Origin of the sequence: Isoptericola maris (assembly GCF_048065335.1) — a bacterium.
In the GTDB taxonomy this organism is placed as follows: Bacteria; Actinomycetota; Actinomycetes; order Actinomycetales; family Cellulomonadaceae; genus Isoptericola; species Isoptericola rhizosphaerae.
In genome coordinates, this window is the sequence record NZ_JBLUNY010000002.1 from 346,387 (window position 1) to 372,176 (window position 25,790).

At 72.5% G+C, this 25,790-nt stretch carries 18 protein-coding genes and 1 pseudogene; 4 read left to right on the forward strand and 15 right to left on the reverse strand.

Translation table 11 applies throughout. The features are described from left to right. On the reverse strand, window positions 1-2,250 hold the full coding sequence (locus ACH5HR_RS05790) for a YhgE/Pip family protein (protein WP_416476721.1): 2,250 nt from the start codon (window positions 2,248-2,250) through the stop codon (window positions 1-3). Beyond that, the gene (locus ACH5HR_RS05795) at window positions 2,247-5,075 is read right to left on the reverse strand and encodes an MMPL family transporter (RefSeq protein ID WP_416476723.1); all 2,829 of its coding nucleotides are present in this window, start codon (window positions 5,073-5,075) and stop codon (window positions 2,247-2,249) included. The genes ACH5HR_RS05790 and ACH5HR_RS05795 overlap by 4 nt, the downstream gene beginning before the upstream one ends. A gap of 237 nt (window positions 5,076-5,312) precedes the next feature. Between ACH5HR_RS05795 and ACH5HR_RS05800 the strand changes: the two genes are divergently transcribed. After that, the gene (locus ACH5HR_RS05800) at window positions 5,313-5,942 is read left to right on the forward strand and encodes a TetR/AcrR family transcriptional regulator (protein ID WP_416476909.1); all 630 of its coding nucleotides are present in this window, start codon (window positions 5,313-5,315) and stop codon (window positions 5,940-5,942) included. On the opposite strand, the pseudogene ACH5HR_RS05805 reads toward ACH5HR_RS05800, so the two are convergent. From ACH5HR_RS05805 to ACH5HR_RS05815, 3 genes and pseudogenes are all read right to left on the reverse strand, one after another. Further along, a pseudogene (locus tag ACH5HR_RS05805) lies at window positions 5,884-6,753 on the reverse strand (carbohydrate ABC transporter permease); the annotation flags it as partial. The gene ACH5HR_RS05800 and the pseudogene ACH5HR_RS05805 sit on opposite strands and share 59 nt — an antisense overlap. Beyond that, window positions 6,750-7,706 carry a carbohydrate ABC transporter permease gene (locus ACH5HR_RS05810; protein WP_402373348.1) on the reverse strand — a complete coding sequence of 319 codons (957 nt, stop codon included), beginning with the start codon at window positions 7,704-7,706 and terminating at the stop codon, window positions 6,750-6,752. The pseudogene ACH5HR_RS05805 and the gene ACH5HR_RS05810, both read right to left, overlap by 4 nt. After that, window positions 7,706-9,118 carry an ABC transporter substrate-binding protein gene (locus tag ACH5HR_RS05815; protein WP_416476724.1) on the reverse strand — a complete coding sequence of 471 codons (1,413 nt, stop codon included), beginning with the start codon at window positions 9,116-9,118 and terminating at the stop codon, window positions 7,706-7,708. The genes ACH5HR_RS05810 and ACH5HR_RS05815 overlap by 1 nt, the downstream gene beginning before the upstream one ends. A 156-nt stretch (window positions 9,119-9,274) precedes the next feature. Here ACH5HR_RS05815 and ACH5HR_RS05820 point away from each other — a divergent pair, with 156 nt between their 5' ends. Continuing rightward, on the forward strand, window positions 9,275-10,222 hold the full coding sequence (locus ACH5HR_RS05820) for a sugar-binding transcriptional regulator (RefSeq protein WP_416476726.1): 948 nt from the start codon (window positions 9,275-9,277) through the stop codon (window positions 10,220-10,222). A 13-nt stretch (window positions 10,223-10,235) separates the two neighbouring features. Here ACH5HR_RS05820 and ACH5HR_RS05825 read toward each other — a convergent pair whose 3' ends face one another. The 4 genes from ACH5HR_RS05825 to ACH5HR_RS05840 all read right to left on the reverse strand — a co-directional run bounded on the left by ACH5HR_RS05825 (window position 10,236) and on the right by ACH5HR_RS05840 (window position 15,581). Next, window positions 10,236-11,498, reverse strand: a complete 1,263-nt coding sequence (locus ACH5HR_RS05825) for a type II toxin-antitoxin system HipA family toxin (protein WP_416476728.1) — start codon at window positions 11,496-11,498, stop codon at window positions 10,236-10,238. After that, a complete protein-coding gene (locus ACH5HR_RS05830; RefSeq protein ID WP_402373335.1) occupies window positions 11,495-11,797 on the reverse strand; it encodes a helix-turn-helix domain-containing protein in 303 nt (100 codons plus the stop codon). The genes ACH5HR_RS05825 and ACH5HR_RS05830 overlap by 4 nt, the downstream gene beginning before the upstream one ends. 73 nt (window positions 11,798-11,870) lie before the next feature. Continuing rightward, a complete protein-coding gene (locus ACH5HR_RS05835) occupies window positions 11,871-13,361 on the reverse strand; it encodes a mannitol dehydrogenase family protein (protein WP_416476730.1) in 1,491 nt (496 codons plus the stop codon). Between the two features lie 93 nt (window positions 13,362-13,454). Then, window positions 13,455-15,581: a S9 family peptidase gene (locus ACH5HR_RS05840; RefSeq protein ID WP_416476731.1), complete on the reverse strand. Its 2,127-nt coding sequence runs from the start codon at window positions 15,579-15,581 to the stop codon at window positions 13,455-13,457. 172 nt (window positions 15,582-15,753) lie between these two features. Between ACH5HR_RS05840 and ACH5HR_RS05845 the strand changes: the two genes are divergently transcribed. Continuing rightward, entirely contained in the window at window positions 15,754-16,926 is a 1,173-nt protein-coding gene (locus ACH5HR_RS05845; RefSeq protein ID WP_416476732.1) for an FAD-dependent oxidoreductase, read from the forward strand. Window positions 16,927-16,954: 28 nt separating this feature from the next. On the opposite strand, the gene ACH5HR_RS05850 is transcribed toward ACH5HR_RS05845, so the two are convergent. Then, the gene (locus ACH5HR_RS05850; protein WP_416476734.1) at window positions 16,955-18,985 is read right to left on the reverse strand and encodes a bifunctional copper resistance protein CopD/cytochrome c oxidase assembly protein; all 2,031 of its coding nucleotides are present in this window, start codon (window positions 18,983-18,985) and stop codon (window positions 16,955-16,957) included. A gap of 431 nt (window positions 18,986-19,416) precedes the next feature. Here ACH5HR_RS05850 and ACH5HR_RS05855 point away from each other — a divergent pair, with 431 nt between their 5' ends. Then, a complete protein-coding gene (locus ACH5HR_RS05855; RefSeq protein WP_402373324.1) occupies window positions 19,417-20,667 on the forward strand; it encodes an ATP-binding protein in 1,251 nt (416 codons plus the stop codon). A gap of 13 nt (window positions 20,668-20,680) precedes the next feature. On the opposite strand, the gene ACH5HR_RS05860 is transcribed toward ACH5HR_RS05855, so the two are convergent. The 5 genes from ACH5HR_RS05860 to ACH5HR_RS05880 all read right to left on the reverse strand — a co-directional run bounded on the left by ACH5HR_RS05860 (window position 20,681) and on the right by ACH5HR_RS05880 (window position 25,699). Then, window positions 20,681-22,150: a dihydrolipoamide acetyltransferase family protein gene (locus tag ACH5HR_RS05860; RefSeq protein WP_416476736.1), complete on the reverse strand. Its 1,470-nt coding sequence runs from the start codon at window positions 22,148-22,150 to the stop codon at window positions 20,681-20,683. Between the two features lie 23 nt (window positions 22,151-22,173). Beyond that, the gene (locus tag ACH5HR_RS05865; RefSeq protein WP_416476738.1) at window positions 22,174-23,181 is read right to left on the reverse strand and encodes an alpha-ketoacid dehydrogenase subunit beta; all 1,008 of its coding nucleotides are present in this window, start codon (window positions 23,179-23,181) and stop codon (window positions 22,174-22,176) included. Next, window positions 23,178-24,332 carry a pyruvate dehydrogenase (acetyl-transferring) E1 component subunit alpha gene (gene pdhA, locus ACH5HR_RS05870; protein ID WP_402373316.1) on the reverse strand — a complete coding sequence of 385 codons (1,155 nt, stop codon included), beginning with the start codon at window positions 24,330-24,332 and terminating at the stop codon, window positions 23,178-23,180. The genes ACH5HR_RS05865 and pdhA overlap by 4 nt, the downstream gene beginning before the upstream one ends. A 229-nt stretch (window positions 24,333-24,561) precedes the next feature. Next, window positions 24,562-25,146 (reverse strand): PIN domain-containing protein, encoded by a 585-nt coding sequence (locus ACH5HR_RS05875; protein ID WP_402373313.1) that lies wholly within the window; start codon window positions 25,144-25,146, stop codon window positions 24,562-24,564. 31 nt (window positions 25,147-25,177) lie between these two features. Beyond that, window positions 25,178-25,699, reverse strand: coding sequence for a helix-turn-helix domain-containing protein (locus ACH5HR_RS05880; RefSeq protein WP_402373311.1), 522 nt, complete (start codon window positions 25,697-25,699; stop codon window positions 25,178-25,180). Window positions 25,700-25,790 lie beyond the last annotated feature (91 nt).

The window sequence follows — 25,790 nt, forward strand, 5'->3', positions numbered from 1 at the left end:
TCAGGCCCGCAGCAGGGCCGCGACGCGCGTGCGCCGCGCCCGAGCCGCAGCCCCGACGCCGAGACCGAGGCCCACCAGGCCCCACAGCACCACCCACGTCAGCGCCCCGCCGAGCCCACCGACCTCGGGCACGACGGCGGCCGCGAGCGCGTCGCGAGCCGCCCCGGTCGGCAGCGCGTCCGCCACGGAGACCAGCACGTCCGGCACGGTCGCCACCACCCCCGTGCCGATCATGAGCACGGCGATCAGCAGGCTGATCCCCCGGCCGAGGTTCCCCAGCCACGCGAGGAAGCCCAGGTGCACCGCCACGAAGGCGATCGACACCAGCGCCCCGAGCAGGATCGTGCCGACCCACCCGGCCGGCGAGAGTCCCTCCACCCCGGCGAGGACGGCGCCGACGGCGGCACCCGTCCCGGCGCCGACCGCCACGGGTGCGGCGAGGACCCCCAGCGTGAGGCGCAGCGCGGACCGCGTCGAGCCGAGCGCGCGCCCCGCGACGGGCGGCAGGATCGTCAGCAGCCCGAGAGCACCGAGCCACAGGGCGACGACGGCGAACAGCGGCCCGGTCGCACCGGTCGACAGGTCGTCCACCCCCGGTGCAGCGACCGGGTCCGCCACGACCGACGCGAGGTTCTCCCGATCCCCGTCCGAGTAGGTCGGGATGCCGTCGGCGGCCTCGTCGAGACCACCGGCCAGGTCGTCCGCGCCCCCGGCGAGCTGGTCGACGCCGTCGGCCAGGCCGGACACTCCGTCGGCGATCCCGTCGGTGCCCGTGGCGAGCTCGTCGACGCCCGTCCCGAGCTGACCGACGCCGTCGGCCAGGCCGGACGCGCCGGCAGAGATCCCCGAGGCGCCGGACGTGAGTTGCGCGGCGCCCGTCGCGAGCTCGTCCGTGCCGGTCGCGACGCCTGACGCGCCCGATGCCACCTTCCGGTTGCCGTCGGCGAGCTGGTGGAGCCCGTCGCCGAGCTCGGCCGTGCCGTCGGCGATCCCTCGCGTGCCGGTGGCGAGATCGCCGGCACCGTCGGCGAGGTCCTGAGTTCCTTGAGCCAGCTCGGTGAGCTGACCGCGGGCCTTCATGATCTCCTTCGACACCGAGGTGAACTCGTCGGTGAAGTCCTTGGACGCGCCGGCGAGCGTGGACTGCGCTGTGGAGATCTGTGCGCAGGCGTCCGGGTCGAGCACCTCGTCGGTGCCGCATCCGAGCGCGGCCGAGGCGTCCTCAAGGACCCCCCCGACGACGGCGCTGCTGCCCCCGAGCCTCTGCTCGATCTGGTCGAGGCCCGCCTGGATCTCGCCAGAGCCGGGCACGCTGCTCTCGATCCCGCCGACCTGCTCGGCCAGCTCCTCCGTACGCGCAGCGAGCTCGTCCGCACCGTCCGCCAGCTGGTAGCCCCCGGCGGCCAGGTCGTCGGCGCCCCGCGCGCTCTCGACGATCCCGCCGGTGATGCCGTCGACGCCGTCCGCGACCTGCCCGGCCCCGTCGGCGAGCTGCGAGGCACCCCGGGAGAGCCCGCTCGCGCCGTCGGCCACCTGGTCCGCACCACCGGCGAGCTCGCTCGCGCCGCCTGCCGCCTCGCGGGCTCCGCCGGCGAGCTGGTCGGCCCCGTCGGCGAGCTGGCCGGCGCCGTCGGACAGGTCGTCCGCGCCGGACGCCGCATCGTCCGCGCCCGAGGCGAGCTCGCCCGCACCGTCCGCGGCCTCGCCGATGCCGTCGGAGAGCTCGTTGAACCCGACGAGCACGTTGTCCAGGTACGTCTCGGTGAGCGTCGATCCCATCACCGACGTCGCGGCCGTCGCCACCACCCGTGCCAGCGCGTCGTCGACGACCCGGCCGCCCGGCGGCGTCGTGATGCCGATCGTCGCCTGGCGGGCGTCCGCGGCGTCGTCCCCGCCGAACGACGTCGCCGCCGCGGAGAACTCCTCCGGGATCGTCACCACCGCGGCGTACGTGCCGTCGGCGAGGCCCTCGGTGGCGTGCTCGGCGTCGGTGACGGTCCAGTCGTAGTTGACGTCGGAGCCTTCCGCGTCCCCGGCACCACCGTCGACCAGACCGGCCGCGAGCTGCCGCCCCAGGGGAGCGGTCTGGCCGTCCACCTCGACGGGCTCGTCGTTGTTGACGATCGCCGCCGGCACCGTGTCGAGCCGGTCCATCGGGTTCCACAGGGCGGCCAGCAGGATGCCGAGCACCAGCACGGGCAGGAGCGCGACCAGCACGATCGCCCAGGGGTTCTGCTTGACGCGGTTCATGCCCGCACCTCCTCGGTGGTGGCGTCGGTCGTGTCGGTGTCGGTGCCGGCGGGATCCTGCCGGGGCACCGGTGGTGGCACCTCACCGCCGTGCAGCGTCGCCGCCGCACCCCAGCCGGCGCCCACGTCGAGCACCGGGGTGCCCGCCGGCAGCAGGTCGGTCGCGGCGACGCCGGTCGCGCCCACCAGGAGCGTCACACCGGAGCCGTGCGCCGCCGTGAGCGCCGCGGCCAGGGCGGCCCGCGCCGGGCGGTCCGCGACCACGTCCGTGCGGTCGACCACCACGATCCCGGCGCCCTCGCGCACGGCGGTCCCCACGGCGTCGGCCGGCCGGCCGTGCTCCGTCACGGCGTCGACGACGGCGACCCGGGAGCGCACCGCCGGCGCCCGCTCGGGCAGCACCAGCCCGGCGACCTTGGCCGCGCCCGCATCCGGGTGGATCCGCCCGGCGACGGCCAGGAGGAACGCGTTGACCGGTGCCGCAGCGTCACCGTGCACGGCGAGCGCGCCGCCGTCGGGCACCCGGACGCTGACCGGGCCGACGAGCGGCGGGTCACCCAGGCCTGGTCCACGGGGGCCGCTCACCTCGAGGTCGCGCACGGCGACCGCGCTCTCCCGGCCGTCGGGGTGCGCGCCGGGCCACGGGGCCAGCCGCAGCTCCTTGGCGAGGCCCTCGCCCTCGACGTCGAAGGTCGGCAGGGCTCGGTCGAGCCAGCGCGGCATCCACCACGCCTTGTCCCCGAGCAGCGCCAGCACCGCCGGCACGAGGACCATGCGCACCACGAACGCGTCGACGGCGACCCCGACCGCCAGCCCGAGCGCGATCGCCTTGAGCGTCATGTCGCCCTCGGGCACGAACGCCACGAACACGCTGAACATGATGATCGCCGCGGCGGTGACGACCTTGGCCGACCCCTGGAACCCGGTCAGGATCGCCTGGCGCGCCCGGCCGCCGTTGTGGACGAAGTCCTCACGGATGCGCGAGACCAGGAACACCTCGTAGTCCATCGCCAGCCCGAACAGCACTCCCATGAGGATGATCGGCATGAAGCTGATCACCGGGCCGAGCTTGGTGACGTTCAGGGCCTCGGCGAAGACGCCGTTCTCGAAGACGAGGGCCACCGCGCCGAACGCCGCGCCCACGCTCAGCAGATAGCCGAGGGTGGCCTTGACCGGCACCCAGACCGACCGGAACACCATCGTCAGCAGCAGCAGCGAGAGCCCTACCACCACGAGCCCGAACGGCACCAGCGCGTCCCCCAGCTTGTCGGAGACGTCGATGCCCACGGCGGTGAAGCCGGTGACGGCGAGGTCGACGCCGTACTCGTCGAGGAAGTGGTCGTGCAGGCCGCGGATCTCCGCGACCAGTGCCTTCGTCTCCTCCGAGTCCGGCGCGCCCTCGGGCACGACCTGGATGATGCCGGTGTCCGCCGACTGGTTCGGCGTCGCCAAGGGGACGTCCGCGACGCCGGGCAGGTCCTCGATCTCGGCGGCGAGGTCGTCCATCAGCCCGACCGGGTCGGTGCTGGTGATGATCGAGCCCGTCACGATGAGCGGCCCGTTGAAGCCGTCGCCGAAGTGCTCGCTGACCAGGTCGTACGTCTGGCGGGCCGACGTGTCCTCGGGGAGGTACCCGGCGTCGGGCAGCGCGAGGCGCAGGTTCGCCGCGGGCAGCGTGAGCGCGCCGAGGGCGACGACGACGATGACGATCGTCACGATCGGTGCGCGGGTGACGCCCCGGACCCAGCCGGCGAAGAACCGGTTCTGCTGGGTGCCGGAGCGCTTGCCGCGACGCTTCCTCGCACGCGGGCGCAGCCGGTCCCCCGCCATGGCGAGCAGGGCGGGCAGCAGCGTGAGGGAGACCAGGACGGCGATGCCGACGGCGGCGGCCGCCGCCACGCCCATCACGGTGAGGAACGGGATGCCCGCGACGCCCAGGCCGACCAGCGCGATCATGACCGTGAGCCCCGCGAAGATCACGGCCGACCCGGCGGTGGCGGTCGCACGGGCGATGGACTCGCGCAGCTCGACGCCGTCCTGGAGCTGTTCCTGGTGCCGCGAGACGATGAACAGCGCGTAGTCGATGCCGACGGCGAGGCCGAGCATCAGCCCGAGCATCGGCGTCGTGGAGTTGATCGGGCCGAACACGGTGGCCGCCAGGAGCAGCAGCATCGACACGCCGACGCCGAGCAGCGCGTTGACCAGCGGCAGTCCGGCGGCGACGAACGAGCCCAGGGTGAACAGCAGCACGACGAGGGCGACGACGACGCCGACGGCCTCGACGATGCTCAGGTGCGGCAGCTCGGTGGCGAACAACTCGCCGCCGAGCTCGGCGCGGGAGTCGGCGGGCAGCGCGCTCGCGAGCTCGTCGGTGATCTCGGTCAGGTCGTCCTTGGTCGCGTCGCTGACGGACATCGCGTCGCCGTCGAGCTGGACCGTGAGGATCGTGGCGGTCTCGTCGTCGCTGACGGGCGAGGCCGCCTGCTCGTCGTACGGCGTCGCGACGGCGGCGACCTCGTCCAGCTCGGCGATCTCGTCCGCCGCGCGCTCCACGGGGGCACGGACGGCGTCGTCGGAGACGGCCTGCCCGTCAGGTGCGACCACCACGACCTGCGCCGAGGACCCGCTCACCTCGGGGAAGGTCGCGGAGAGCTGGTCGAGCGCCTGCTGCGACTCGGTGCCGGGGATGGTGATGGAGTTGTCGAACCCCTGGAACACGAAGGCGCCGGCTGCTCCGGTGACGACGAGGATGCCGAGCCAGGCCATCACGACGAGGCGGCGTGCGCCCACGGTCCAGTGGCCGAGCGAGTACAGGACGGAGGACACAGAGGGCTCCCGGGGCATACGACAGGGCGATCGAGACGGCGGTTCGATACGGCACTGTATCCGATACAGGAATGTATCCGATACACGGCTGCATTGGCTAGAGTGGACCTACCGCCAGACCGAGGAGGCCTCGCCGTGACCACCGCCGAGCACGCCACCAGCGTGCGTTCCCCGCGCCGCGAGCGCACCCGGGAGCGTCTGCTCGACGCGGCGCTCGACGTGTTCGCCGAGGTCGGGATGCAGGCGACGTCCATCGAGGCCGTCTGCGAGGCGGCCGGGTTCACGCGGGGCGCCTTCTACTCCAACTTCGCGTCCAAGGAAGAGCTGTTCGTCGCGCTCATGCAGCGCGACGCGAGACGTCAGCTCCGCGCGCTCGAGCAGGCCGTCGAGACCCTCGACGCGGACAGCATCGGCACCCCGGAGGGTTTCCGCGCCGCCCTCGGCACGGTGATGGCTGCCGTGCGGCCCGACGGCGGCGCGCGCCGGCAGTGGTGCCTCGTGGCGGCAGAGTTCGAGCTCCTCGCCCTGCGCGACGCCGTCGTCGCCGAGCTGTACCTCACCGAGCACCGGCGCATCAGGTCGGAGGTCGGCGCCGTGCTCGGCCGGATCCTCGACAGCCTCGGGCTGCGGTTCGTCGTCGACATGCCCACCGCCGTCGACCTGCTGATCTCCGCCGAGGACGCCGCAGGGCGGACGGACCTGCTCGAGCGGCCGGCCCGCGGCGCGGGGGGGCCCCCCCCCCCCCCCCCCCCCCCCGAAGCCCGCGCCGCCCACCCCCACCCCCCGCCGGAGGACCCCCCCGCGACATTATGGCGCCCATCGACAGGCCGCGCACGAGCTGCTTCTGCGCGATCCACCCGGCGATGATGACCGGCAGCGACGCCAGCAGCGCCGCGGCGCACAGCCGGGCCAGGAACAGGCCCTCGCTCGTCATCGTCGAGACGATGAAGATCGGCACGGTCGCCGCCTGCGACGCCGTGAGGTTGAGCGCGAAGAAGAACTCGTTCCACGCGAAGATCACGCAGATGAGAGCGGTCGCCGCGATGCCCGGCGCGACCATCGGCAGCAGGACGGACCGCATCGTCCGCAGCAGGCTGGCGCCGTCCACCGACGCCGCCTCGAGGACCTCGGCGGGTACCTCCTGGAGGAACGAGCGCATCATCCACACCGCGATCGGCAGGTTCATCGCCGTGTAGAGCACCACGAGCGTCCAGATGTTGTCGAGGACCTTCAGCTGCCCCGCGATGACGTAGATCGGGACGATGACGGCCACGACGGGCAGCATCTTCGTCGAGATGAAGAAGAACAGCACGTCACCGACCTTCTCCACCGGCCGGATCGACAGGGCGTAGGCCGCCGGGATGCCGAGGAGCAGCACGAGCAGCGTCGAGACCCCGGTCGCGATGAGCGAGTTGGCCACGTAGGTGCCCGACTCGCCGACCACGGCACGGAACTGGTCGAGCGTGGGCTCGAAGAAGAACGTGGGCGGGTTCGACGACGCCTGGCTCTCCTGCTTGAAGGCCGTCATCGCCATCCAGGCCACGGGGAAGAAGAACCCGATGGCCAGGATCCAGGTGAGCGCCGTCAGGAGCGTGCCTGCGGTCCGGCGGCGAGGTCGCCGCACACCGCCGGGAGCGGCGGCCCTCGGGGCGGTCGTGGCCGGTGCGGTGGTGGTCATGAGCGCTCCTTGACGTCAAAGCTGCGGAAGATGAGGCGCAGCGCGGCCATCGCGACGAAGATCGTGGCGATCACGACGACCACACCCATCGCGGCGGCCTGCCCGACGTCGAAGCCGAGGAACGCGCGCTGGTAGATGTAGAAGGGCAGGTTCGCGCTCGCCGTGCCGGGCCCGCCCGCCGTCATGAGGTAGATCTGGTCGAACGTGTTGACCACGTAGATGATCCCGAGCAGCACGCCCAGCTCCACGTAGCGGCGCAGGTGCGGCATGGTGATCCAGGTGAACGTGCGCCACGGACCGGCGCCGTCGACCGACGCCGCCTCGAGGACGTCCTTCGGCTGCGCCTGGAGGCCGGCGAGGACCAGCAGCATCATGAACGGCGTCCACTGCCACACGAGCGCCATGAGGATCGCGACGATCGGGTAGGTCGACGTCCAGTCGACCGGGTCGATCCCCACCAGGCCCAACGTCCAGTTGAACAGGCCGTACGTCGGGTTGAGCATCGCCATCGACCAGAGCACCGAGCTGGCGACAGGCATGATGAGAAACGGTGTGATGAGCAGCGTCCGGGCCACGCCGCGCCCCCGGAACGGCCGGTCGAGGAGCAGCGCCAGCACGATGCCCAGGACCATCGCGACCAGCACGCACCCGAGCGTGATGACGACCGAGTTCACCGCCGCCCCGCGGAAGGTCGAGTCGCTGACGATGTCGCCGTAGTTGGCGAAGCCGACGAACAGGTCGGAGTCGGGGCGCAGCAGGTTGCGCGAGTGCAGCGAGTACCAGATCGTCACGAGGAACGGGATCTGCGTGACGACGATCGTGAAGAGCAGGGCGGGCAGCAGCGGGCCCCGGCGTCGCCAGCGCTCGGCACGGCTCAGGGTGCGCCCGTCGCGCGCGGCCCGCAGCTCCTGTGCGCGACGGGCGCTGGCGGCCTGGGTGGTGAGCGTGGTCATCAGGAGCCTCCGGCAGTGGTGGACGCGGCGTCGGACCCGGCCTGGTACGTCTCGGCGACGGTCTCGGCGAAGGACTGGGCCTGGTCGAGCGCCTCGTCGACCGTCTGCTGCCCGGCGATCGCCGCCGACATCTGCTGACCCACGCGGGTGCCGAGGTCCTGGAACTCGGGGATGCCGACGAACTGGATGCCCGGGTACGGCACCGGCTCGGTCATCGTGTTCTGCTGCGTCGCCTCGCCCATCGCGGTCAGCGTGGCCTCGGCGTACGCCTCGGAGACCTCGGCGTACTCGGGGATCTCGTAGGTGGAGAGCCGGCTGCCGGGCGGCACCCGCTCCCAGGACAGCTCCTCGCCGACCAGCTCGATGTAGTCCTGGTCGGTCATCCAGGACACGAAGTCCCAGGCGGTGTCCTTGTGCTCGCTCGTCGAGGGGATGGCGAGCGACCAGGAGTAGAGCCATCCGGCGGCGTCGGTCTCGCTGACGGGCGCGGGGACGTAGCCGACGTCGCCGGCGACGTTGGACGACGCCGGGTCCTCGACGCTGGAGACCATCGAGGTCGCGTCGTACCACATGGCGGCGTTGCCCTGGGAGAACCGGGTGAGGCAGTCGCCGAACCCGGACGTCGCCGCACCGGGCTGGCCGTACTGCTGGACGGTGTCGACGTACGTCTCGACGGCGGCCCGGACCTCCGGGCTGTCGAGCTGCGCGTTCCAGCCCTCGTCGAACCAGCGCCCGCCGAACGTGTTGATAACGGTGCCCATCGGGGCCATGACCTCACCCCAGCCGGCCAGGCCGCGCAGGCACACGCCGGCGAAGTCCTCGGCCGGGTCGTGGAGCTCGGCGGCCAGCTCGCGGACGTCCTCCCAGGTGGGCCGGTCCGGCATCTCCAGGCCACGCTCGGCGAAGAGGTCCTGCCGGTAGGCGAGGAACGACGACTCGCCGTAGAACGGCACGGAGTAGAGGTCGCCGTCGACCGAGAGCGCCTCGCGGACGCTCGGGATGAAGTCGTCCGGCTCGTACCCCTCGGTGGCGTCGGCGTACGGCTGGAGGTTCTCGATCCACCCGTTCTCGGCCCACATGGGCGTCTCGTAGTTGGAGATCATGACGACGTCGAACTCGCCGCCGCCGGTCGCGACGGACGCGGTGATCTTCGCGCGGGCCTCGTTCTCGGGGAGGCTGACGAACCGGACGTCGACTCCCGGGTGCTCGGCCCGGAAGTGGTCCTGCAGGGAGATCGCGTCCTGCATCTGCGGGTTAGAGACGATGGCGACGACGATCTGCTCCCCGTCGCCTCCGACCGCACCGGCACCGGCGCACCCGGCGAGGCCGATGGTGAGGGCCGTGGCCCCGGCGGCGAGCCGTGAAGCCCTGCGTCGATCGGGTCGGCGCCGAGCGCCGGGTGGTTGGAACATCGTTGTCCTCACGTCGAGTCGATCCGCTCAGATGAGAGCAGCAGTGGTGCTCATCTGAAGCGACCATAGTTCGATATGCTCACGTGAGCAAGACCATCCGCTCAAACTTTCGCGCAGCGTCGCCGAGGAGCGGCGCTGCCGGAGAGACGAGGACCCGTGACCGATCCCGAGCACACCCGCCTCCTCGTGGAGGTGAGCACGGACTACTACCTCGACGGACAGTCGAAGGTCGAGATCGCCAAGCACCGCGGGATCTCGCGGTTCCAGGTGGCCCGACTGCTCACCGAGGCCCGCGACGCCGGCGTGGTGCGCATCGAGATCGCGGCACCGGCCCACCTCGACACGGGCCGTGCCCGGCACCTCGCGGAGCGGCTCGGCGCCCAGGAGGTCGTGCTCGTCCCCGGAACCAGCGACCGGGACACGACGCGCGAGGTCCTCGCCCGCGAGCTCGCGCGCGTCATGGCCGCCCGGGTCCGCGCGGGGACGACCGTCGGCGTCTCGTGGTCGCGCACCATCGAGGCGGCGGTCCGCACCCTGGGTACCCTGCCGCCCTGCGAGGTCGTCCAGCTCGTCGGCGCCCTGCCCGTGCACGGCAGCGGCAACTCGCTCGAGCTCATCCAGCGCTTCACCAGCATGGAGGGCGTACGCACCTGGCCCGTGTGGTCACCCCTGCTCGTCGGCGACCCCGCGACGGCACGCGGCATGCGCCAGCAGCCGGAGATCGCCGCCGCGCTAGACCGGGCCGACGTGCTCGACCTCGCCGTGGTGTCGATCGGCAGCTGGAACGCCACCGGCTCCACCGTCTACCCCCAGGTCACCGACGCCGAGCGGCGCGCCGCCACCGAGGCCGGCGCCGTCGGCGAGTGCTCCGGCCGGCTCTTCGACGCCCGGGGGCGTGCGGTGGTCACGCCGCTCGACGCCCGGGTCGTCGGCGTCACCCTCGACCAGCTCGTGCGCACCCCTGAGGTGGTGGCGATCGGCTACGGCGCGGAGGCCGCCGCCGGGCTGCGGGGCGCCGTCCTGGGCGGCATCGCCACCGTGCTCGTCATGGACGACGCCGCCGCGGTCGAGCTCGAGCACCTCCTCGCGTCCCCGCCCGCCTGAGCGGTCGCAGCGCTCAGGCGCGCCGGGCCGACGCGCTCGCCTCGCGGGCGAGCCGAGCACCGGTCTCGAAGACGTCCCGGAACCGTCGCTGCTCGCGCTCCCCGAGCCCGTTCCGCGCCGCCGTGTCGCGCCACCGCTCGACGACGGAGGCCACAGCCGCCATCGTGTCGCCGGCATCCGTGGCCGACACCCCGAACTCGGGCGCTACCTCGATCAATGCGTCGAAGCGGCTCGCCCGATCGGCACTCACGAAGCCGATTGAGGTTGCCGGCGCTCGGTCGTACGGGTCGGGATTGACGTCGAAGGCCGGAGCCAGCCGCCATCCTCCACGCGCGTGGAGGAAGCCGTGGTTCCGCAGGTGATCGTCGGTGTTGTTGACGACCGCGAAGAACAGGGCGCGCAACCAGAGCTCGCGCAGGTCGACCGCGACCTCGCTCCCGTGGGTCGCGAGCGACTCGGCAACCTCCAGGTAGTCGAACGACGCGCCGTCGACGCCACCGACCAAGGACATCGCGCTTGCGTACGCACGTCGCCGTCCCTGCTCGTCCCGGTCGAACCGGTCCAGGACCAGGACCGACCGGCCGTCGACCGTGAGGAGGCGACGTCCCGGTACACGGATGCCGGCCTGCTCGGCGAGGTCGAGCATGCTCATCTCCCAGGCCATGACGTCCCACCGGTCACCCGGGTGCGGGAACTTCGCGATCTGCAGCTGATGCCCGTCGCGGACGGACGCCTTGGGCCGCGCCCCACCGAGGGAGCCGGTCCCTGCGTCGAGGAGGAGCTTGACCTCGGCAAGGTCGTCGCTGTCGCTGGCCACGCGCTCTGCTGCACGCAACAGTCTCGGCAGCTCGATGAGCCGCGGGACGTTCGGGTCGGGTGCGAGGAAGACGGCGTCGTCGGCGGCCGTGTACCGCAGCGCGCCCTGCCGGGTCAGGTCGGCGACACCGAGCAGGTAGTCGACCTCACGGACCGTCGCCGGCGCGTGGTCGTCTCGCGCCCGGTACCGAACCCGTTTGTCGATCAGGTTGCGACCCCACCGGTCCGGCGCGGTGTCGGCCAAGGCGCCCGGCAGTCCGGCGACCTGGTGGCGCGAGACGGTCACCGGCAGGTCAGGGCTGATGCTGAACGCGTCGCGCCGCCCGAGGAACGCGGGGTCGTAGACGAACGACGTGGACGTGGTGCCACGCCTCTCCGAGATGTAGGCGGTGCCGGCGCGAACAGTGTCGCCGGACAGCTGCACGTGGACGTCGATCTGGACGACTCCGGCACGGCTCATCGACGCACCCGCTGCGGCAGGGACTCGTCAGCCCGGGCCCGCCCCAGGTCCGTCTCGTAGGGGTCGAGCGCCTCGACGACGCGATCGAGCTGGCCCAGCGCACGAAGGACGGACAGGAGGACGCCGCTTCCCACGGCCGGGTCGCCGTGCTCGAGCCGACGAAGCGTGCCCCGGTTGATCCCGGCACGCTCCGCGAGCTGCTCCGCCGTCAACCCTTGGAGCTTGCGCCACGTGACCACGTGCTCGCCGAGCTGCGCCGCGGACCGGCGGACGCGCAGGGAGAGAGGTCGAGTCGCCATGGGTGCTCCAATGTCTGCTGTGAGCACCACTATCGCACCTAACGGTCGCTGCAGCAATCATAAGGTGCCGCCGTCAGCCCGCCAGCGCCTCCACCGTCGCCCGGGCGCCGTCCCGGTGCAGCGACCGCAGCGCCACGAGGTACGCCTCGGTGAACCGTGGGGAGTCGACCAGGTCGCCGAACAGCTCGCGGTCGCGCAGGAACGCGAGCGGGTCGTCGGCCTGCCGCGCCGCTGCGGCCCGGAGGCGGTCGGCCAGGCGGTCCACGATCTCGATCGGCTCGCCCTGCTCGTCGACGCCCTCGTCGTAGCGGGCCCACGCGGCGACGACGGCGGCCGCCCGGTGGATCTCGCCGTCGGCGGCCAGGTTCTCCCGCACCACGGGCAGCAGCCACTTGGGGATGCGGTCGGACGACTCGGCGCACAGCCGGGCGAGGGTGTCCCGCACGGCGGGGTTGGCGAACCGCTCGATGAGGGTGCGGCGGTAGTCGTCGAGGTCGATGCCGGGGACCGGCTGCAGCGTCGGCGTCGCCTCACGCTCCATGTAGTCGAGCAGGAACCGCACGAACGTCTGGTCGGCGCAGACCTCGTGGGCGTACCGGTAACCGGTCAGGTAGCCGAGGTAGCACAGCGCCTGGTGGCTCGCGTTGAGCAGCCGCAGCTTCATGAGCTCGTAGGGCTCGACGTCGTCGACCACTTGCACGCCGACGTCTTCCAGCGGCGGGCGGCCGTCGACGAAGCGGTCCTCGAGCACCCACTGGGTGAAGGGCTCGGCGACGACGGGCCACGCGTCGTCGACCCCGAACCGTTCGGCCACCATCGCGCGGTCCTCGTCCGTGGTGACGGGCGTGATCCGGTCGACCATCGAGTTCGGGAACGGCACGTGCTCCTCGATCCACGCACCGAGCTCGGGGTCCTTGAGCCGCGCGAACGCACCGAACATGCGGTGCGCGACCTCGCCGTTGCCCTGGATGTTGTCGCAGCTCATCACCGTGAAGGGCGTGATGCCGCGGTCCCGGCGACGCCGCAGCGCCTCGGTCACGAGGCCGAACGAGGTGGCGGGCACGGCGCCCGGTGCGAGGTCCGCCTGGACGGCCGGGTCGGACTCGTCGAACTCCCCGGTGACCGGGTGCACGTTGTAGCCGCCCTCGGTGACCGTGAGGGAGACGATGCGGATCTGGGGCGAGGCCATCTTCTCGATGACCGCCTCCGGGTCGTCCGGGGCGAGCAGGAAGTCCACGACGGAGCCGATCACGCGGCCTTCCAGGGTGCCGTCCGGGTGCTTGAGCACCAGGGTGTAGAGGCCGTCCTGGGAGACGAGGGCGTCGCGCATCCGGGCGTCGTGCGGCAGCACCCCGACGCCGCAGATCGCCCAGTCGAGCGCCTTGCCCTGGGACATCAGCCGGTCGAGGTACATCGCCTGGTGCGCCCGGTGGAACCCTCCGACGCCGAGATGGACGATCCCCGCGCGCAGCGCGGAACGGTCGTAGCCCGGCACCTCCAGGTCGCCGGGGCCTCCCCCGGTGCCGTGCAGGGTGCCCAGGGTCTCGTCGGTGAGTGCGGTCATGGCGCGTCCTTGCTCCGTCGGGTCCAGGAAGAACCAACGTAACAGATGAGCGCTGCTGCTCGCCCAGATGAGCGACCGCCCAGTGGTGGGGCGTCAGCCGAGCGTCGTCGGCAGGACCCGGTCGCCCTCCCCCTCGGGCACCTCGAGCACGTGCTCGGCCAGGAAGGCCAGCACGCCCGAGTACCAGACCTTCGCGTGCTGTGGCGAGAGCACCCAGTGGTTCTCCTGCGGGAAGTACAGGAACCGGTGCACCGTCGACCCGTCGTCCGCCGCCGGCAGCCCGGAGTGCGTCAACAGCTCGCGCCACAACCGCAGCCCCTCGCCGATCGGTACCCGGTAGTCCTTGTCGCCGTGGATCACGAGCATCGGCGTCCGGATGTCGCCGACGTAGCGGTGCGGGCTGTGCGCCTCGGCCATCTCGGGAGTCATCTCGCGCGCCCAGTAGTACGCGTGGTCCGTCGTCGGCCCGAACTGGTCGAGCGCCCACAGCGAGGCGTGCGTGACGATCGCGCGGAACCGGTCCGTGTGCCCCGCCACCCAGTTGGCCATGTAGCCACCGAACGAGCCGCCCATCGCGGCCGTGCGCGACCCGTCGATCTCGTCGAGCGTCTCCGCTGCGTCGGTGATCGCCAGCAGGTCCGTGTAGGGCTTACCGCCCCACGCACCCCACCCGCGCTGCACGAACTCCTGCCCGTACCCGGTGGACAGCGCCGGGTCCGGCAGCAGCACCGCGTAGCCCCGCGCCACCATGATCCACGGGTTCCAGCGCCACGACCACGCGTTCCACGAGCCGAGCGGCCCGCCGTGGATCCACAGCAGCAGCGGCGCCGGGTCCGACGCCGACGCCCCGGCCGGGAGCGCCAACCAGGCCCGCACGCGCGCGCCGTCGGCCGCCGTCGTCTCCACCTCGGTGAGGCGGCCCGGCAGCTCCGGCGCGGGCACCGGCGACGGGAGCGCGACGGCGGTGACCGGCTCCCGCTCCCCCGGCCCGCCGGACGCGACGAACTCCGCCAGGCCGACCCTGACGGGCTCCGACGGCGCCGCGTAGGACGTGCGCAGCGCGTAGAACGCCGACCCGTCCGGAGACACCTGGACGTCGGTGAACGTCGCGGCGTCCGCCGTGACCCGCTCGACGCTCACCGGGCCCTCGCCCGGGGCGCCGTCGAACGTGAGCAGGAAGACCGGACTGCGGCCGTCCTCGTCGGCCGTGACCAGCAGACCCGACGCGTCGGGCAGCCACGTCAGCGAGCTGGGCCAGCGGTCCCAGTCGTCGGCCAGGATCTCCGGCTCGCCGCTCCCGTCCAGCGCCACCAGGCCCGTACGCGTCACCGGCGGCTCCGTCGGCGAGGTGAGGGTCGTCGTCTCGTAGGCGACCCAGCGGCCGTCCGGCGAGACGACGGGCGAGACCACCTCAGCGTCGGGGTCGTCCACCAGCGTGCGCCGCTCCCCCGTCACCGTGTCGATCGCGACCAGGGTCTCGCGCCGGGCCGTGCCCGGGTCGGCCACCGTCCAGACCGTCACCAGCGTCCCGCCGTCCGGCGACAGGGCGGCCTCCGCCTCATCGAGCTGACGGCCCGCCCCGGTGAGCTGACGGAGCTCCGCACGCTCGCCCTCGACGAGCCCGCCGAGGGACAGCGCGAACCGCCGGTCCGCGTCCGGGCCCAGGTCGTGGTCCCAGTGCCGCACCGGGTAGCCCGTGTGCCAGACGGCGTCCACCTTCAGCTCCTTGCGGGCCTTGCGCAGCGTGTCGTCCTCGGTGAGGTCCGCCGCCGAGGGCAGCACGGGCGCCGTCACCGACACGACGTCGGCGTCCCGCGCCGTGCAGATGCCGCCGACCCCGCCCGGAGCGGTCGCCACCACGCGTGCCTCGCCACCCCCGGCGGGCAGGCTCCACAGCGCTGCGGGTACGTCGTCGTCGGGCTTGCCCTCCGGGTCCGGACGGGCCGAGGTGAACAGCAGGTCGCCGGCGGCCGTGAACGCCGCGGAGGACTCGCCCTTCGCACTGCGGGTGAGGCGCCGTGCCGGGCGGTCACCCCCCGGGTCGACCTCCCAGAGCGCCGAGACGTAGCCCGTGCGCTGCCGGTCGAGGCTCTGCACCGACGTGACGAGCCGGGTGCCGTCGGCGCTGAGCACCAGCCCGCTGACCCGGCCGAGGGCCAGGTACGCGTCGAGGTCGTGGAACGAGGTCTGCGGGGTCTCCGCCGGAGTGTCCTGGGTCACGCAGACGGGTCTACCACAACCACCCGCGCCCGCCCCACGGATATCTCCGCGCGAGGGCGTCGCAGCCCTGCGGGAACGCCGGGAGGAACCCCAGGTGAACACTGGCCGAACACCTTGTCCACAGGCCACCCCCGCCTTGAACGCCGGCCACGTGCTCAGGCAGATTCTGGACGTGGACCACGACAGCGCCCTGCCCCCGCTCCCCGCCAAGGTCGACCTCGCGGTCGTCGGAGCGGGCGCGGTCGGGCTCGCGCACGCCGTCGAGGCGCAGGCGCGTGGGCTGTCGGTGCTCGTCGTCGACGCCGCCCGGCGCCCCGTCGGCAGCACCGCCCGGCGCGGTGGACACGTCGCGATCACGACGCAGGACTCCACCGCGCTCGCCTGCGCCCTCGCCTCCCGGGAACGCTGGCTCAAGCTCGGCCGGGAGGCGGGCTTCGGCGTCCGGGAGAGCGGCGCCGTCGTCGTCGCCCGCCACGCCGACGAGCTCGCCGTCCTCGACGACCTCGTCGCCGCCCGTGCCGGGGACGCCACGCTCCTGACCGCCCGCGAGGTCGCGGACCGCACACCTGTCGCGGACTCCGCCGGAGGGGCGTTCCTGCCCCTCGACCTGCGGGTCGAGCCCGCAGCGGCGCTCGGCATCGTCGCGGACTGGCTCGGCGGGCGTCCCCAGGCGCACGTCGCCTGGTCCACCGCCGCCCAGACCTTCGACGCCGGCAGCGGTTGCACGCTCGTGCGGACCTCGCGCGGGGAGGTCGTCGCCAAGCGCGTCGTGGTCGCCGTGGGCCACGACGTGGGCCAGCTCTTCGGCGACGTCGGGGACGCGCTGCTCCCCGTGCGCCGCCAGATGCTGCGGATCGCGCCCCCGCTGCCCGACGGCGGCCCTCCGGCCGACCGGCTCGCCACCGGTCCCGTGCTGGTCGGTGCCAGCACCCTCCTGCGGGACAGCGCGTACCTGCACAGCCGCGCCCTCGGCGAGGTGCGCGAGCGACTGCGCACCCGGCACCCCGACCTCCTGGCGGCCGAGATCCACCTGACGCTGACGGCGCAGCACGACGGCTCCGTCGTCGTCGGCGACGGTCGGGCACCCGCCGACGCGACCGGCCGCTCCGAGGACGTCGACGAGCTGCTGCTGCGCGAGACGGCGGCTCTGCTGGGCACCGGCCGACCGTCCGTCCGCAGCCGCTGGTCGGTGACGGAGGTCGTGCGCGTCCCGGGACGCGGGGCGCACGACCCGTTCGTGCTGACGGAGCCCATGCCCGGGGTCCGCACGGTGACGGTCGCGGACGGCCTGGCGACGACGACGGCGCTCGGCCTGGCTCCGCGCGTCCTCGACGCGCTGGTCTGAACGCCGAAGGCGTGGCCTGGACGCGCGGTCAGCGGCCGGCGGTCTCGTCGCGGTCGGCCATCCGAGCCAGCATGTCGTTGTAGGCGGTGAGCTCCGCGTCGCCGTCGCGCTCGGCCTGCCGGTCGCGACGCCGGGCCTCCCGCTCGTCCGAGCGGGTCCACTGCACGGCGACGATGATCGCCAGCGCGAGGGTGGGCAGCTCGCCGATCCCCCAGGCGATGCCGCCGCCACGCTGCTGGTCCTCGATGGCGCTCAGGCCCCAGTCGCGACCCATGTTGCCGTACCAGTCGGCGACGAGCAGCGACGTGCCGGTGGTGAGCACCACGCCGAAGAACGCGTGGAACACCATCGTGGCGAAGAGCAGGACGAGCCGCATCGGGTAGCCGGGCCGCTGCGGGCCAGGGTCGATGCCGACGAGCGCGTTCGCGAACAGGTATCCCACGAGCGTGAAGTGCACGACCATCCACAGGTGCCCCAGGTGGTTCGTCAGCGCGAACTCGAACAGCGGGGTGAAGTAGAACGCGATCATGCCGCCCGAGAAGAGCACGGCGGCCACCACCGGCCGCGCGAGAAGCTCGCCCACCCGGGAGTGGACCAGTGCGAGCACCCACTCCCGCGAGCCGCGCGAGCCGTCCTTGCGGGCGGGCACCGCGCGCAGCAGCAGCGTGACGGGGGCGGCGAGCACGAGCAGCAGCGGCACCAGCATCGCCAGGGTCATGTGCTGGATCATGTGACCGCTGAAGATCACGTGTCCGTAGACGGTCGGTGCACCGTTGGTGGTCCAGAGCATCAGGAGCATCCCCGCGCACCACGTCAGCGTCCGTCCCACGGGCCAGCGGTCCCCGCGACGTCGCAGCCGCAGCGCCCAGCGCACGTAGACGACGATCCCGGCCAGGCACGCGAAGGCCAGGACCGGCTCCGCGGCCCACTCGGTGAGCCAGCGCGCCGCCGTCGGCTCCGGTGGCAGGGGGTAGCCGGTGAGCTGGTAGGCGGGCGAGGCGTCCGCGGGGACGTCGTCCGGCACCGGCGGTGCGGTGGAGCCGAGCGCCACCGCCACCCCGGACACCGCACCGATGACGAGCAGCTCGACGGCGAGGAGCTGCCAGAACAGCCGGCGTGCCGGGGACGCTGCGCGCTCCAGCCGGCCGATCACCCAGGTGCGGTGCATCAGGCCGAGGACGCCGAGGGCCGCGGTCAGCAGGATCTTCACGACCAGCAGGACGCCGTAGCCCGTCGTGAGGTCGTCGAGGCTCTCCATGCGGATCCAGGCGTTCGCGACGCCGGAGACCCCGACCGCGACGAGGCACCAGGCCGCGACGGGCGAGTACCGCGCCACGGCGGCGGTGGTGACGTCGTCGAACCGGCCGACGACGAGCACGGCCATCGCCGCGAGCCCGCCGACCCACAGCGCGGCACCCATGAGGTGCAGCCACATCGCGCCGATCGCCAGGAAGTGGTCGGCGGCCCCGGCGGCGTGACCGGTGGTGGACTGCAGGGTCAGCGCCGCGACCGGCAGCAGCGCCGTCCACAGCGCGCCCACCGGTCCGCGTACCGCGAGCGCGACGCCCGAGGTCAGAGCCGCGATCGCGATGATGGCGACGGAGATCTGACCGAGCTCGACGTCGGTGACGAACTGCGACAGGCCTGCGCCGAAGTTGTCCGCCGTCGGGGACTGCGCCGAGACCACCGAGTACTGCAGGACGAGCTCGACCACCGCGGCGATCGCCCAGACGGCGGCGGCCCATCCCGCGACGTCGAGCAGGCGTGCCTGGCCCCGTCCGGGCCGCACCAGGCACACCGCGGCGAACAGGCTGCCGAGCGTCACCGCCACGCCGAGCTCCGCCAGCACGGTGGCGAGCGGCGACCCCCAGCGGGCGACCGCCCCGGGGTCGGAGAACGTCCCCAGCGCCTCGAAGGCGCCGGACCAGGCGCCCGCGAGGAGCAGCGCGACGATCGCGGCGACGACGGCGCCCGGCCCGGCGGCGATGATCCACCAGGGCCGGGCGGGCGCGGGGGCCGTGTCGTGCGAGAGCGGGCCCGCAGGAGCTGTCGAGGTCACCCGTCCAGACTAGAGGGGCCCGCTGGTGCTCCCGGACCCGTCAGCTGTGACGCTCCCCCGACTCTGCCGAGTGTCATGGTCTGGACCGCTTTGACGCGTCAAAGCGGTCCGAACCGTGACGTTCGGCTGGTGCCTCACCGGCGGCCTCAGTGTCCCGCGCGGTCCAGTAGTCGCCCCACCACGCGAACGGGAGGGTCGCCGCGCCGTCGGTCGACGGCGTCCTGCACCAGATGCTGGCAGCCGGAGTGAGCGACGGGGGGCGAGCGGACAAAAACGTGCACGGACCGGGCGCCGAGCGGTCCGACCATCAGCGTTCCACCGCAGCAGAACAACCTGTCGGTCGACAGTAGTGCAATCTGTTGACCTGTGCGGGTACGATCTGTCTAGAGAAAATGGTGCAAGCTGTCGATCGGACCGTCCGAGGAGGGGTGATGGAGTACTCCCGGCGCATCGTCGACTCCGAGCTGGAGCTCGCGCTGCGGACCTCCGGCGCCACGTTGATCGAGGGAGCCAAGGCCTGCGGGAAGACCGCGACAGCGCTCCAGGTGGCAGCGACGACCGTCCGCCTCGACACGGACCGCGCCGCGCGGGAGGCAGCGTCGCTGGCCCCGGAAGCCGTCCTCGGCGGCGACTCGCCCGTCCTGATCGACGAGTGGCAGCTCGTGCCCGAGATCTGGGATCACGTACGCCGAGCCGTCGACGACCGCTCGCCCGCTCGAGGCCAGTTCATCCTCACGGGCTCGGCCACCCCGTCCGACGACGTCCGTCGTCACTCAGGTGCGGGCAGGTTCGCCCGGGTCCGTATGCGTCCGATGAGCCTCTTCGAGTCCGGTCACTCCACCGGAGAGATCTCTCTCCGTGACCTCTTCCACGGGGCGAGCCCGAGTGCCGCCACCAGCCTGACCGTCGACGACGTGCTGGAAAGGATCGTCGTCGGGGGCTGGCCCGATCGGCAGGACCTGCCCGTCGACGTCGCTGCTCGGGAGTCGGAGAACTATCTGAGCCTGATCACCGAGGTCGACGTCTCCGAGGTCGGCGGTGTACGCCGCGATCCCTCCATGGTGCGCCGCGTCGTGGCGGCGCTCGCCCGCAACGTCGCCACGGAGGCACCGATGACGAAGATCGCAGCAGACACCGTAGGACCCGACGACGGCGTCTACCGCACGACGACGGCGCAGATCGTCGGCGTGCTCGAACAGCTCCAGATCGTGGAGAACGCCCCGGCATGGGGACCGCACCTACGGTCACGCATCCCCCGGCGCACCTCACCGAAGCGACACTTCGTCGACCCCTCGTTGGCGACGGCAGCCCTGCACACCGGTCCCGAGAGACTCTGGCGCGACCTGCGGTGGACCGGGTTCCTCTTCGAGTCGCTCGTCGCGAGAGACCTGCGTGTCTACTCCCAACCCTTGGGCGGGCACGTCCTCCACTTCCGCGATGCCAAGGGGGTCGAGGCGGACGCGATCGTCGAGCTCGCCGACGGCACCTGGGGAGCGTTCGAGGTCAAGCTGGGCGCATCCCGCGTCGATGAGGCCGCCAGTTCTCTCCTCCGGTTCGTCGAGAGGATCGACACCACACGCTCCGGAGAACCGGCCGTCCTCGGAGTGATCACCGCGACCGGCTACGGGTACCGGCGCGACGACGGGGTCCAGGTGATCCCGATCGGCGCGCTCGGCCCCTGACTCCGACCCGGGATCAGCCCCAGACGAGCCCGTGCGCCGGGTCCTCCAGCACGCGCGCGACGTCGGACAGGAAGCGCGACCCGAGCTCGCCGTCGACCAGGCGGTGGTCGAAGCTCAGCGCGAGCTGCGTGACCCAGCGCGGCTTGATCTTGCCCTTGTGCACCCACGGCTGCTGCCGGATGGCACCGAACGCGAGGATCGCGGCCTCGCCCGGGTTGAGGATCGGCGTGCCGGTGTCGATGCCGAACACGCCCACGTTCGTGATCGTGAAGGTGCCGCCGGACATGTCGGCCGGGCTGGTCCGCCCCGCGCGGGCGGTGGCCGTCAGTTCACCGAGCGCACGGGCCAGCGGGAGCAGCTCGTGCCGGTGCGCGTCCTTGACGTTGGGCACCACGAGGCCGCGCGGGGTCGCCGCGGCGATCCCCAGGTTCACGTAGTGCTTGTAGACGATCTCGCGGGCCTCGTCGTCCCAGCTCGCGTTGATCTCCGGGTGGCGCTTGATAGCGAGCAGCGCTGCCTTGGCGGCGATCAGCAGCGGGGTGACCCGCACGTCGGCGAAGTCCCGGTCGGCCTTGAGCTTCTCGACGAGCTTCATCGTCCGGGTGACGTCGACCGTCCGGAACACGGTGACGTGCGGGGCGGTGAACGCGCTGGTCACCATGGCCTCAGCGGTGCGCTTGCGCACGGACTTGACCGGGACGCGGGTCTCACGGCCGTCGTTCGTCACCGACCCGGAGGCGAGCCACGGCTGGTCGTCGTCGGGGTAGGTCGCGAGGGTCTTCGGCTCGGCGGCCTCGGCCCGGGCCACCACGTCCTCGCGGGTCACGATGCCCCCGGGTCCGGTGGGCTGCACCGACGCGAGGTCGACGCCCAGCTCCTTGGCGAGCTTGCGCACGGGCGGCTTGGCGAGCACGCGGATCCGGCCGGCCGGCGTCGTGCCCGACGGCGCGGCACCGGCCGTGTCGGCGGCAGCGGGCACGCTCATCATCGGCTTGGCGATACCCGGTGACTTCGCCGGTGCGGGTGCAGGTGCCGCGGCAGGTGCGGGTGCGGGGACGGGAGGCGTGGTGGGGGCCGGTCCCTCCGGGGCCTCGGTGCGGCGTCGTCGCCGGCGCGACCCGGCGGCGGCGTCGCCGGTGCCGTAGCCCACCAGCACGGACCCGGAGCCCGCACCGTTCGTCGAGCTGCCGGAGGCGGCCTCGTCGGCGGGCGCGCCGGGTGCCGGATCGGGCGCGGAGGCGTCCGCCGACCCGACCTCGATGATCGCGGTGCCGACGTCGACCGTGGTCCCCTCCTCGGCGAGCAGGGCCACGACCGTCCCCGCGAACGGCGACGGCAGCTCAACCAGGGACTTGGCGGTCTCGATCTCGACGATGACGTCGTTGACCGCGACGGTGTCGCCGACGGCGACCTTCCACTCGACGATCTCCGCCTCGGTCAGTCCCTCACCGACGTCCGGGAGGGGGAAGCGCTGGGTGCTCATCGGTCTCCTCGTTCGCAGGCCGGTCAGTGGGCCAGGGCGCGGTCGACGGCGTCGAGGACGCGGTCGGTGCTCGGCAGGTAGTCGTGCTCGATCTTCGCCACGGGGTACGGCGTGTGGAACCCGCCGACCCGCAGCACGGGCGCCTCGAGGGAGTAGAAGCACTCCTCGGTGACGCGGGCGGCGAGCTCGGCACCGGCACCGAAGAACGTCGGGGCCTCGTGCACGACGACGCAGCGCCCGGTCCGGCGGACCGAGTCCACCACGGCGGGCACGTCCATCGGGGACAGCGACCGCAGGTCGACGACCTCCGCGCTGGTGCCCTCGGCGGCCAGCGCGTCGGCGGCGGCCAGCGCGGTGGCGACGGTCGGCCCGTACGCGACCAGCGTCACGTCCGTGCCGGCCCGAGCGATCCGGGCCTGGCCGAGCGGGTCCGCCGTGCCGCCGTCGGCCCCGGACGTCGCGACGGGGCTGCCGAGGTCCACCGCGCCCTTGGACCAGTACCGGCCCTTGGGCTCGAGGAAGATCACGGGATCGGGCGAGGTGATCGACGAGCGGATCATGTCGTACGCGTCCTGCGGCGTGGCCGGCGAGACGACGCGCAGCCCGGGAGTGTGCGCGAACAGCGCCTCCGGCGACTCCGAGTGGTGCTCGACGGCGCCGATCCCGCCGCCGTACGGGATGCGGATGACCACGGGGACCTCGAGGCGCCCGGCGGAGCGGTAGCGCATCTTGGCGAGCTGGGTGGTGATCTGGTCGAAGGCGGGGAAGACGAAGCCGTCGAACTGGATCTCGCAGACCGGCCGGTAGCCGCGCATCGCGAGACCGATCGCGGTGCCGACGATCCCGGACTCGGCCAGCGGCGTGTCCACGACCCGGTGCTCGCCGAAGTCCTTCTGCAGACCGTCGGTGATGCGGAAGACCCCGCCGAGCCGGCCGACGTCCTCCCCCATGATCAGCACCTTGTCGTCCGCCTCGAGGCTGGAGCGCAGGCCCTCGTTCAGCGCCTTCGCGAAGGTGAGGTTCTCGCTCATCGGGCCGCCTCCGTCGTGGTGCCTGCCGTCTCGGACTCGTAGCGTTCGAACCAGTCGCGCTCCACGGTGACCTGCGCGTGCCCGGCCGCGTACACGTGGTCGAACATCGACGCCGGGGACGGGTCCTCGATCGCCCGGACCTCGGCCCGCAGGCGCTCGGCCATCGCGTCGGCCTGCGCCTCCACGTCAGCCGCCCACACGTCGTCCCAGCGGCCCTCGGCGTGCAGCAGGGCGGCGAGCCGGTCGATCGGGTCGCGCAGCGCCCACTCCTCCTCCTCGGCGAGCTCGCGGTAGCGGGTGGGGTCGTCCGACGTCGTGTGCGCGCCCATCCGGTAGGTGTAGGCCTCCACGAAGGTGGGGCCGTCGCCGGCGTAGGCACGCTCCAGGGCCTCGGTCATCACCGCGTAGGACGCCAGGACGTCGTTGCCGTCCACGCGCACGCCCGGGATGCCGAACCCCTCACCGCGCCGGTACAGGGGCCAGCGCGTCTGCCGCGACGTCGGCTCCGAGATCGCCCACTGGTTGTTCTGGCAGAAGAACACCACGGGTGCGTTGTTCACGGCGGCGAAGACGAGCGCCTCGTTGACGTCGCCCTGGCTCGAGGCGCCGTCGCCGAAGTACGTCACGACGGCGGTGTCCCGCTGCGGGTCCCCGGTGCCGACCAGCCCGTCGCGCTGGACGCCGAGGGCGTACCCGGTGGCGTGCAGGGTCTGCGAGCCGAGGACGAGGGTGTTGAGCTGCACGTTGTGGTCGGCCGGGTCCCAGCCGCCGTGCTCCGTGCCGCGGTAGATGCGCAGGCGGTCCACCGCGTCGACGCCGCGGACCTGCATCACGCCGTGCTCGCGATAGGAGGGGAACACGAAGTCCTGCGGGCGCAACGCGTACGCCGAACCGACCTGGGCGGCCTCCTGGCCGCGCCCCTGCGGGTACAGGCCGAGCTCGCCCTGCCGCTGCAGCGCCGTCGACTCGTCGTCGAACCGTCGGGTCAGCACCATGTCGCGGTACATCGCGCGCAGCTCGTCGGTGCCGAGGTGGGCCACGCGGTCGCGGTAGGCCGCGGCCCGCGGGCCGTCGGTGCGGCTGCCGTCCGGGGCGACGAGCTGCACGAGGTCCTCCACGGCTGCCGCGCTCTGGGGGGCGTCGGGGTTCACACGGTCTCCTTCCCTGCCGGGCGGCTGCGCCGCGTCCAGGTCCGGTGCCCGTGTCTCGAGCAGGTGCCGAACCTACGCCGTCGTAGCCTACGCAAGCGTAGGTTGTCAGCACCCCGTCCTGGCTCCCGGTGCGGCAGCCAACGCTCACCGCCGGCCTTTGGAGGTTTCCTCCAACACGGTCGGGGAGTGGCCGACATCGGTCGAACCTGCTGTGGTGCTCCCCGGAGCGCTACCGGGTGAGATCTGCGTCGCGGACGAGGTCCACCACCGCATCCATGCCGTAGCGGGCTGCGAGCAGCTCGAGCAGGTCGTCGACGCTGCGACGTGGCTTGCGATACCGGCCAGCCATCTGCCGAAGAGCCTGGAGGGCGAGCTCGGGGGCGAGCTCGACTGCTTCCATCGCGAACTCCGCCGAGGTCTTCACCTGGATATTGGAGGGCACCTGATTCGGAGGGAAGTCCCTGAAGTTCGCAGTCACGATCGCGCCGGCCCCGCCGACAACAGCGGCGGCCACCACATGCTCGTCGTCAAGGTCGGGGAGGCCGAATGTCCCGTCGAGTGGCTCCCAACCCTCGACGCAGGCGTCGTCGAACGCTCCGCGCATCGCCGATATCAGGGCCGCAGCAGACGCGGCCGCCGCGCTGGGCTCGAGGTCTCCGCGCGCAACGAGCTTCCGCGCCTCGTGTTCCTCCAGCTCGGCAAGGATCGCCGACGACCACAGAGGCCGGTACAGCCCCTCGATGGCCAGGCTCAGCAGAAAGTCCCGCTGCAGGCTGGGCCACAGCACGCAGGTATCGAGCACGACGGCGAACACGCCGGCGATTCTTGCAGGTGGCGGCCGTTGGTCAACGACGACGCCGCGCGGCCACGGCCTTCCGCACCGCTCGAAGCTGGGCCGCAACCTCCGCTGCGTCGCCCTCGTCGTCGATGTCGACCGCGGTTGCCGCAAGCATGTCGTACTGACTCTGGCGTCGACTTTCGCGGTAGTCCAGCACATCGCTGAGCAGGACCTTCCGACGCGTGCCTGGCCGCTCCGCCGCCAGCTGGCCGGTGTCGATGAGGCGCACGACCGTGGGCCGGGACACCCCGAGAAGATCGGCCGCCTGCTGCGTCGTGAGCGTTGTCGAATGCGGCGCCACGGTGACCGCACGCCCGGCGCGCATGGCTTCGACAACCTGCAGAAGGATCGGGTACATCGAGGCAGGGAGCTCGACCTGATCACCCTCCGCCTCTCCCACCAAGAGGCAACGTGGGGCCACTGCTGTGCCCCGAGCGCGCTCGTGCGCCTCGAGAAAGTTGTGCACCTCGGCCAGTCCCTCTGCCTCGCTCGGCAGATAGGTCCGTTCCATCAGTTCCGCAGCGGCCATCGTCGTGCACACCACCCTCGTCGCTTCGTTACGGAAGAAGCGTACGCGTATTCGTAGTTTTCGTAAACCGTGGATCGCCGTCGTTCTCAGG

Excerpts from the sequence above, each read along its gene's own strand:
- ACH5HR_RS05790 (WP_416476721.1), bottom strand. The coding sequence starts at position 2,250 with ATGAACCGCGTCAAGCAGAACCCCTGGGCGATCGTGCTGGTCGCGCTC.
- ACH5HR_RS05800 (WP_416476909.1), top strand. The coding sequence starts at position 5,313 with ATGCAGGCGACGTCCATCGAGGCCGTCTGCGAGGCGGCCGGGTTCACG.
- ACH5HR_RS05810 (WP_402373348.1), bottom strand. The coding sequence starts at position 7,706 with ATGACCACGCTCACCACCCAGGCCGCCAGCGCCCGTCGCGCACAGGAG.
- ACH5HR_RS05815 (WP_416476724.1), bottom strand. The coding sequence starts at position 9,118 with ATGTTCCAACCACCCGGCGCTCGGCGCCGACCCGATCGACGCAGGGCT.
- ACH5HR_RS05825 (WP_416476728.1), bottom strand. The coding sequence starts at position 11,498 with ATGAGCCGTGCCGGAGTCGTCCAGATCGACGTCCACGTGCAGCTGTCC.
- ACH5HR_RS05830 (WP_402373335.1), bottom strand. The coding sequence starts at position 11,797 with ATGGCGACTCGACCTCTCTCCCTGCGCGTCCGCCGGTCCGCGGCGCAG.
- ACH5HR_RS05835 (WP_416476730.1), bottom strand. The coding sequence starts at position 13,361 with ATGACCGCACTCACCGACGAGACCCTGGGCACCCTGCACGGCACCGGG.
- ACH5HR_RS05855 (WP_402373324.1), top strand. The coding sequence starts at position 19,417 with ATGGAGTACTCCCGGCGCATCGTCGACTCCGAGCTGGAGCTCGCGCTG.
- ACH5HR_RS05860 (WP_416476736.1), bottom strand. The coding sequence starts at position 22,150 with ATGAGCACCCAGCGCTTCCCCCTCCCGGACGTCGGTGAGGGACTGACC.
- ACH5HR_RS05865 (WP_416476738.1), bottom strand. The coding sequence starts at position 23,181 with ATGAGCGAGAACCTCACCTTCGCGAAGGCGCTGAACGAGGGCCTGCGC.
- ACH5HR_RS05880 (WP_402373311.1), bottom strand. The coding sequence starts at position 25,699 with ATGGCCGCTGCGGAACTGATGGAACGGACCTATCTGCCGAGCGAGGCA.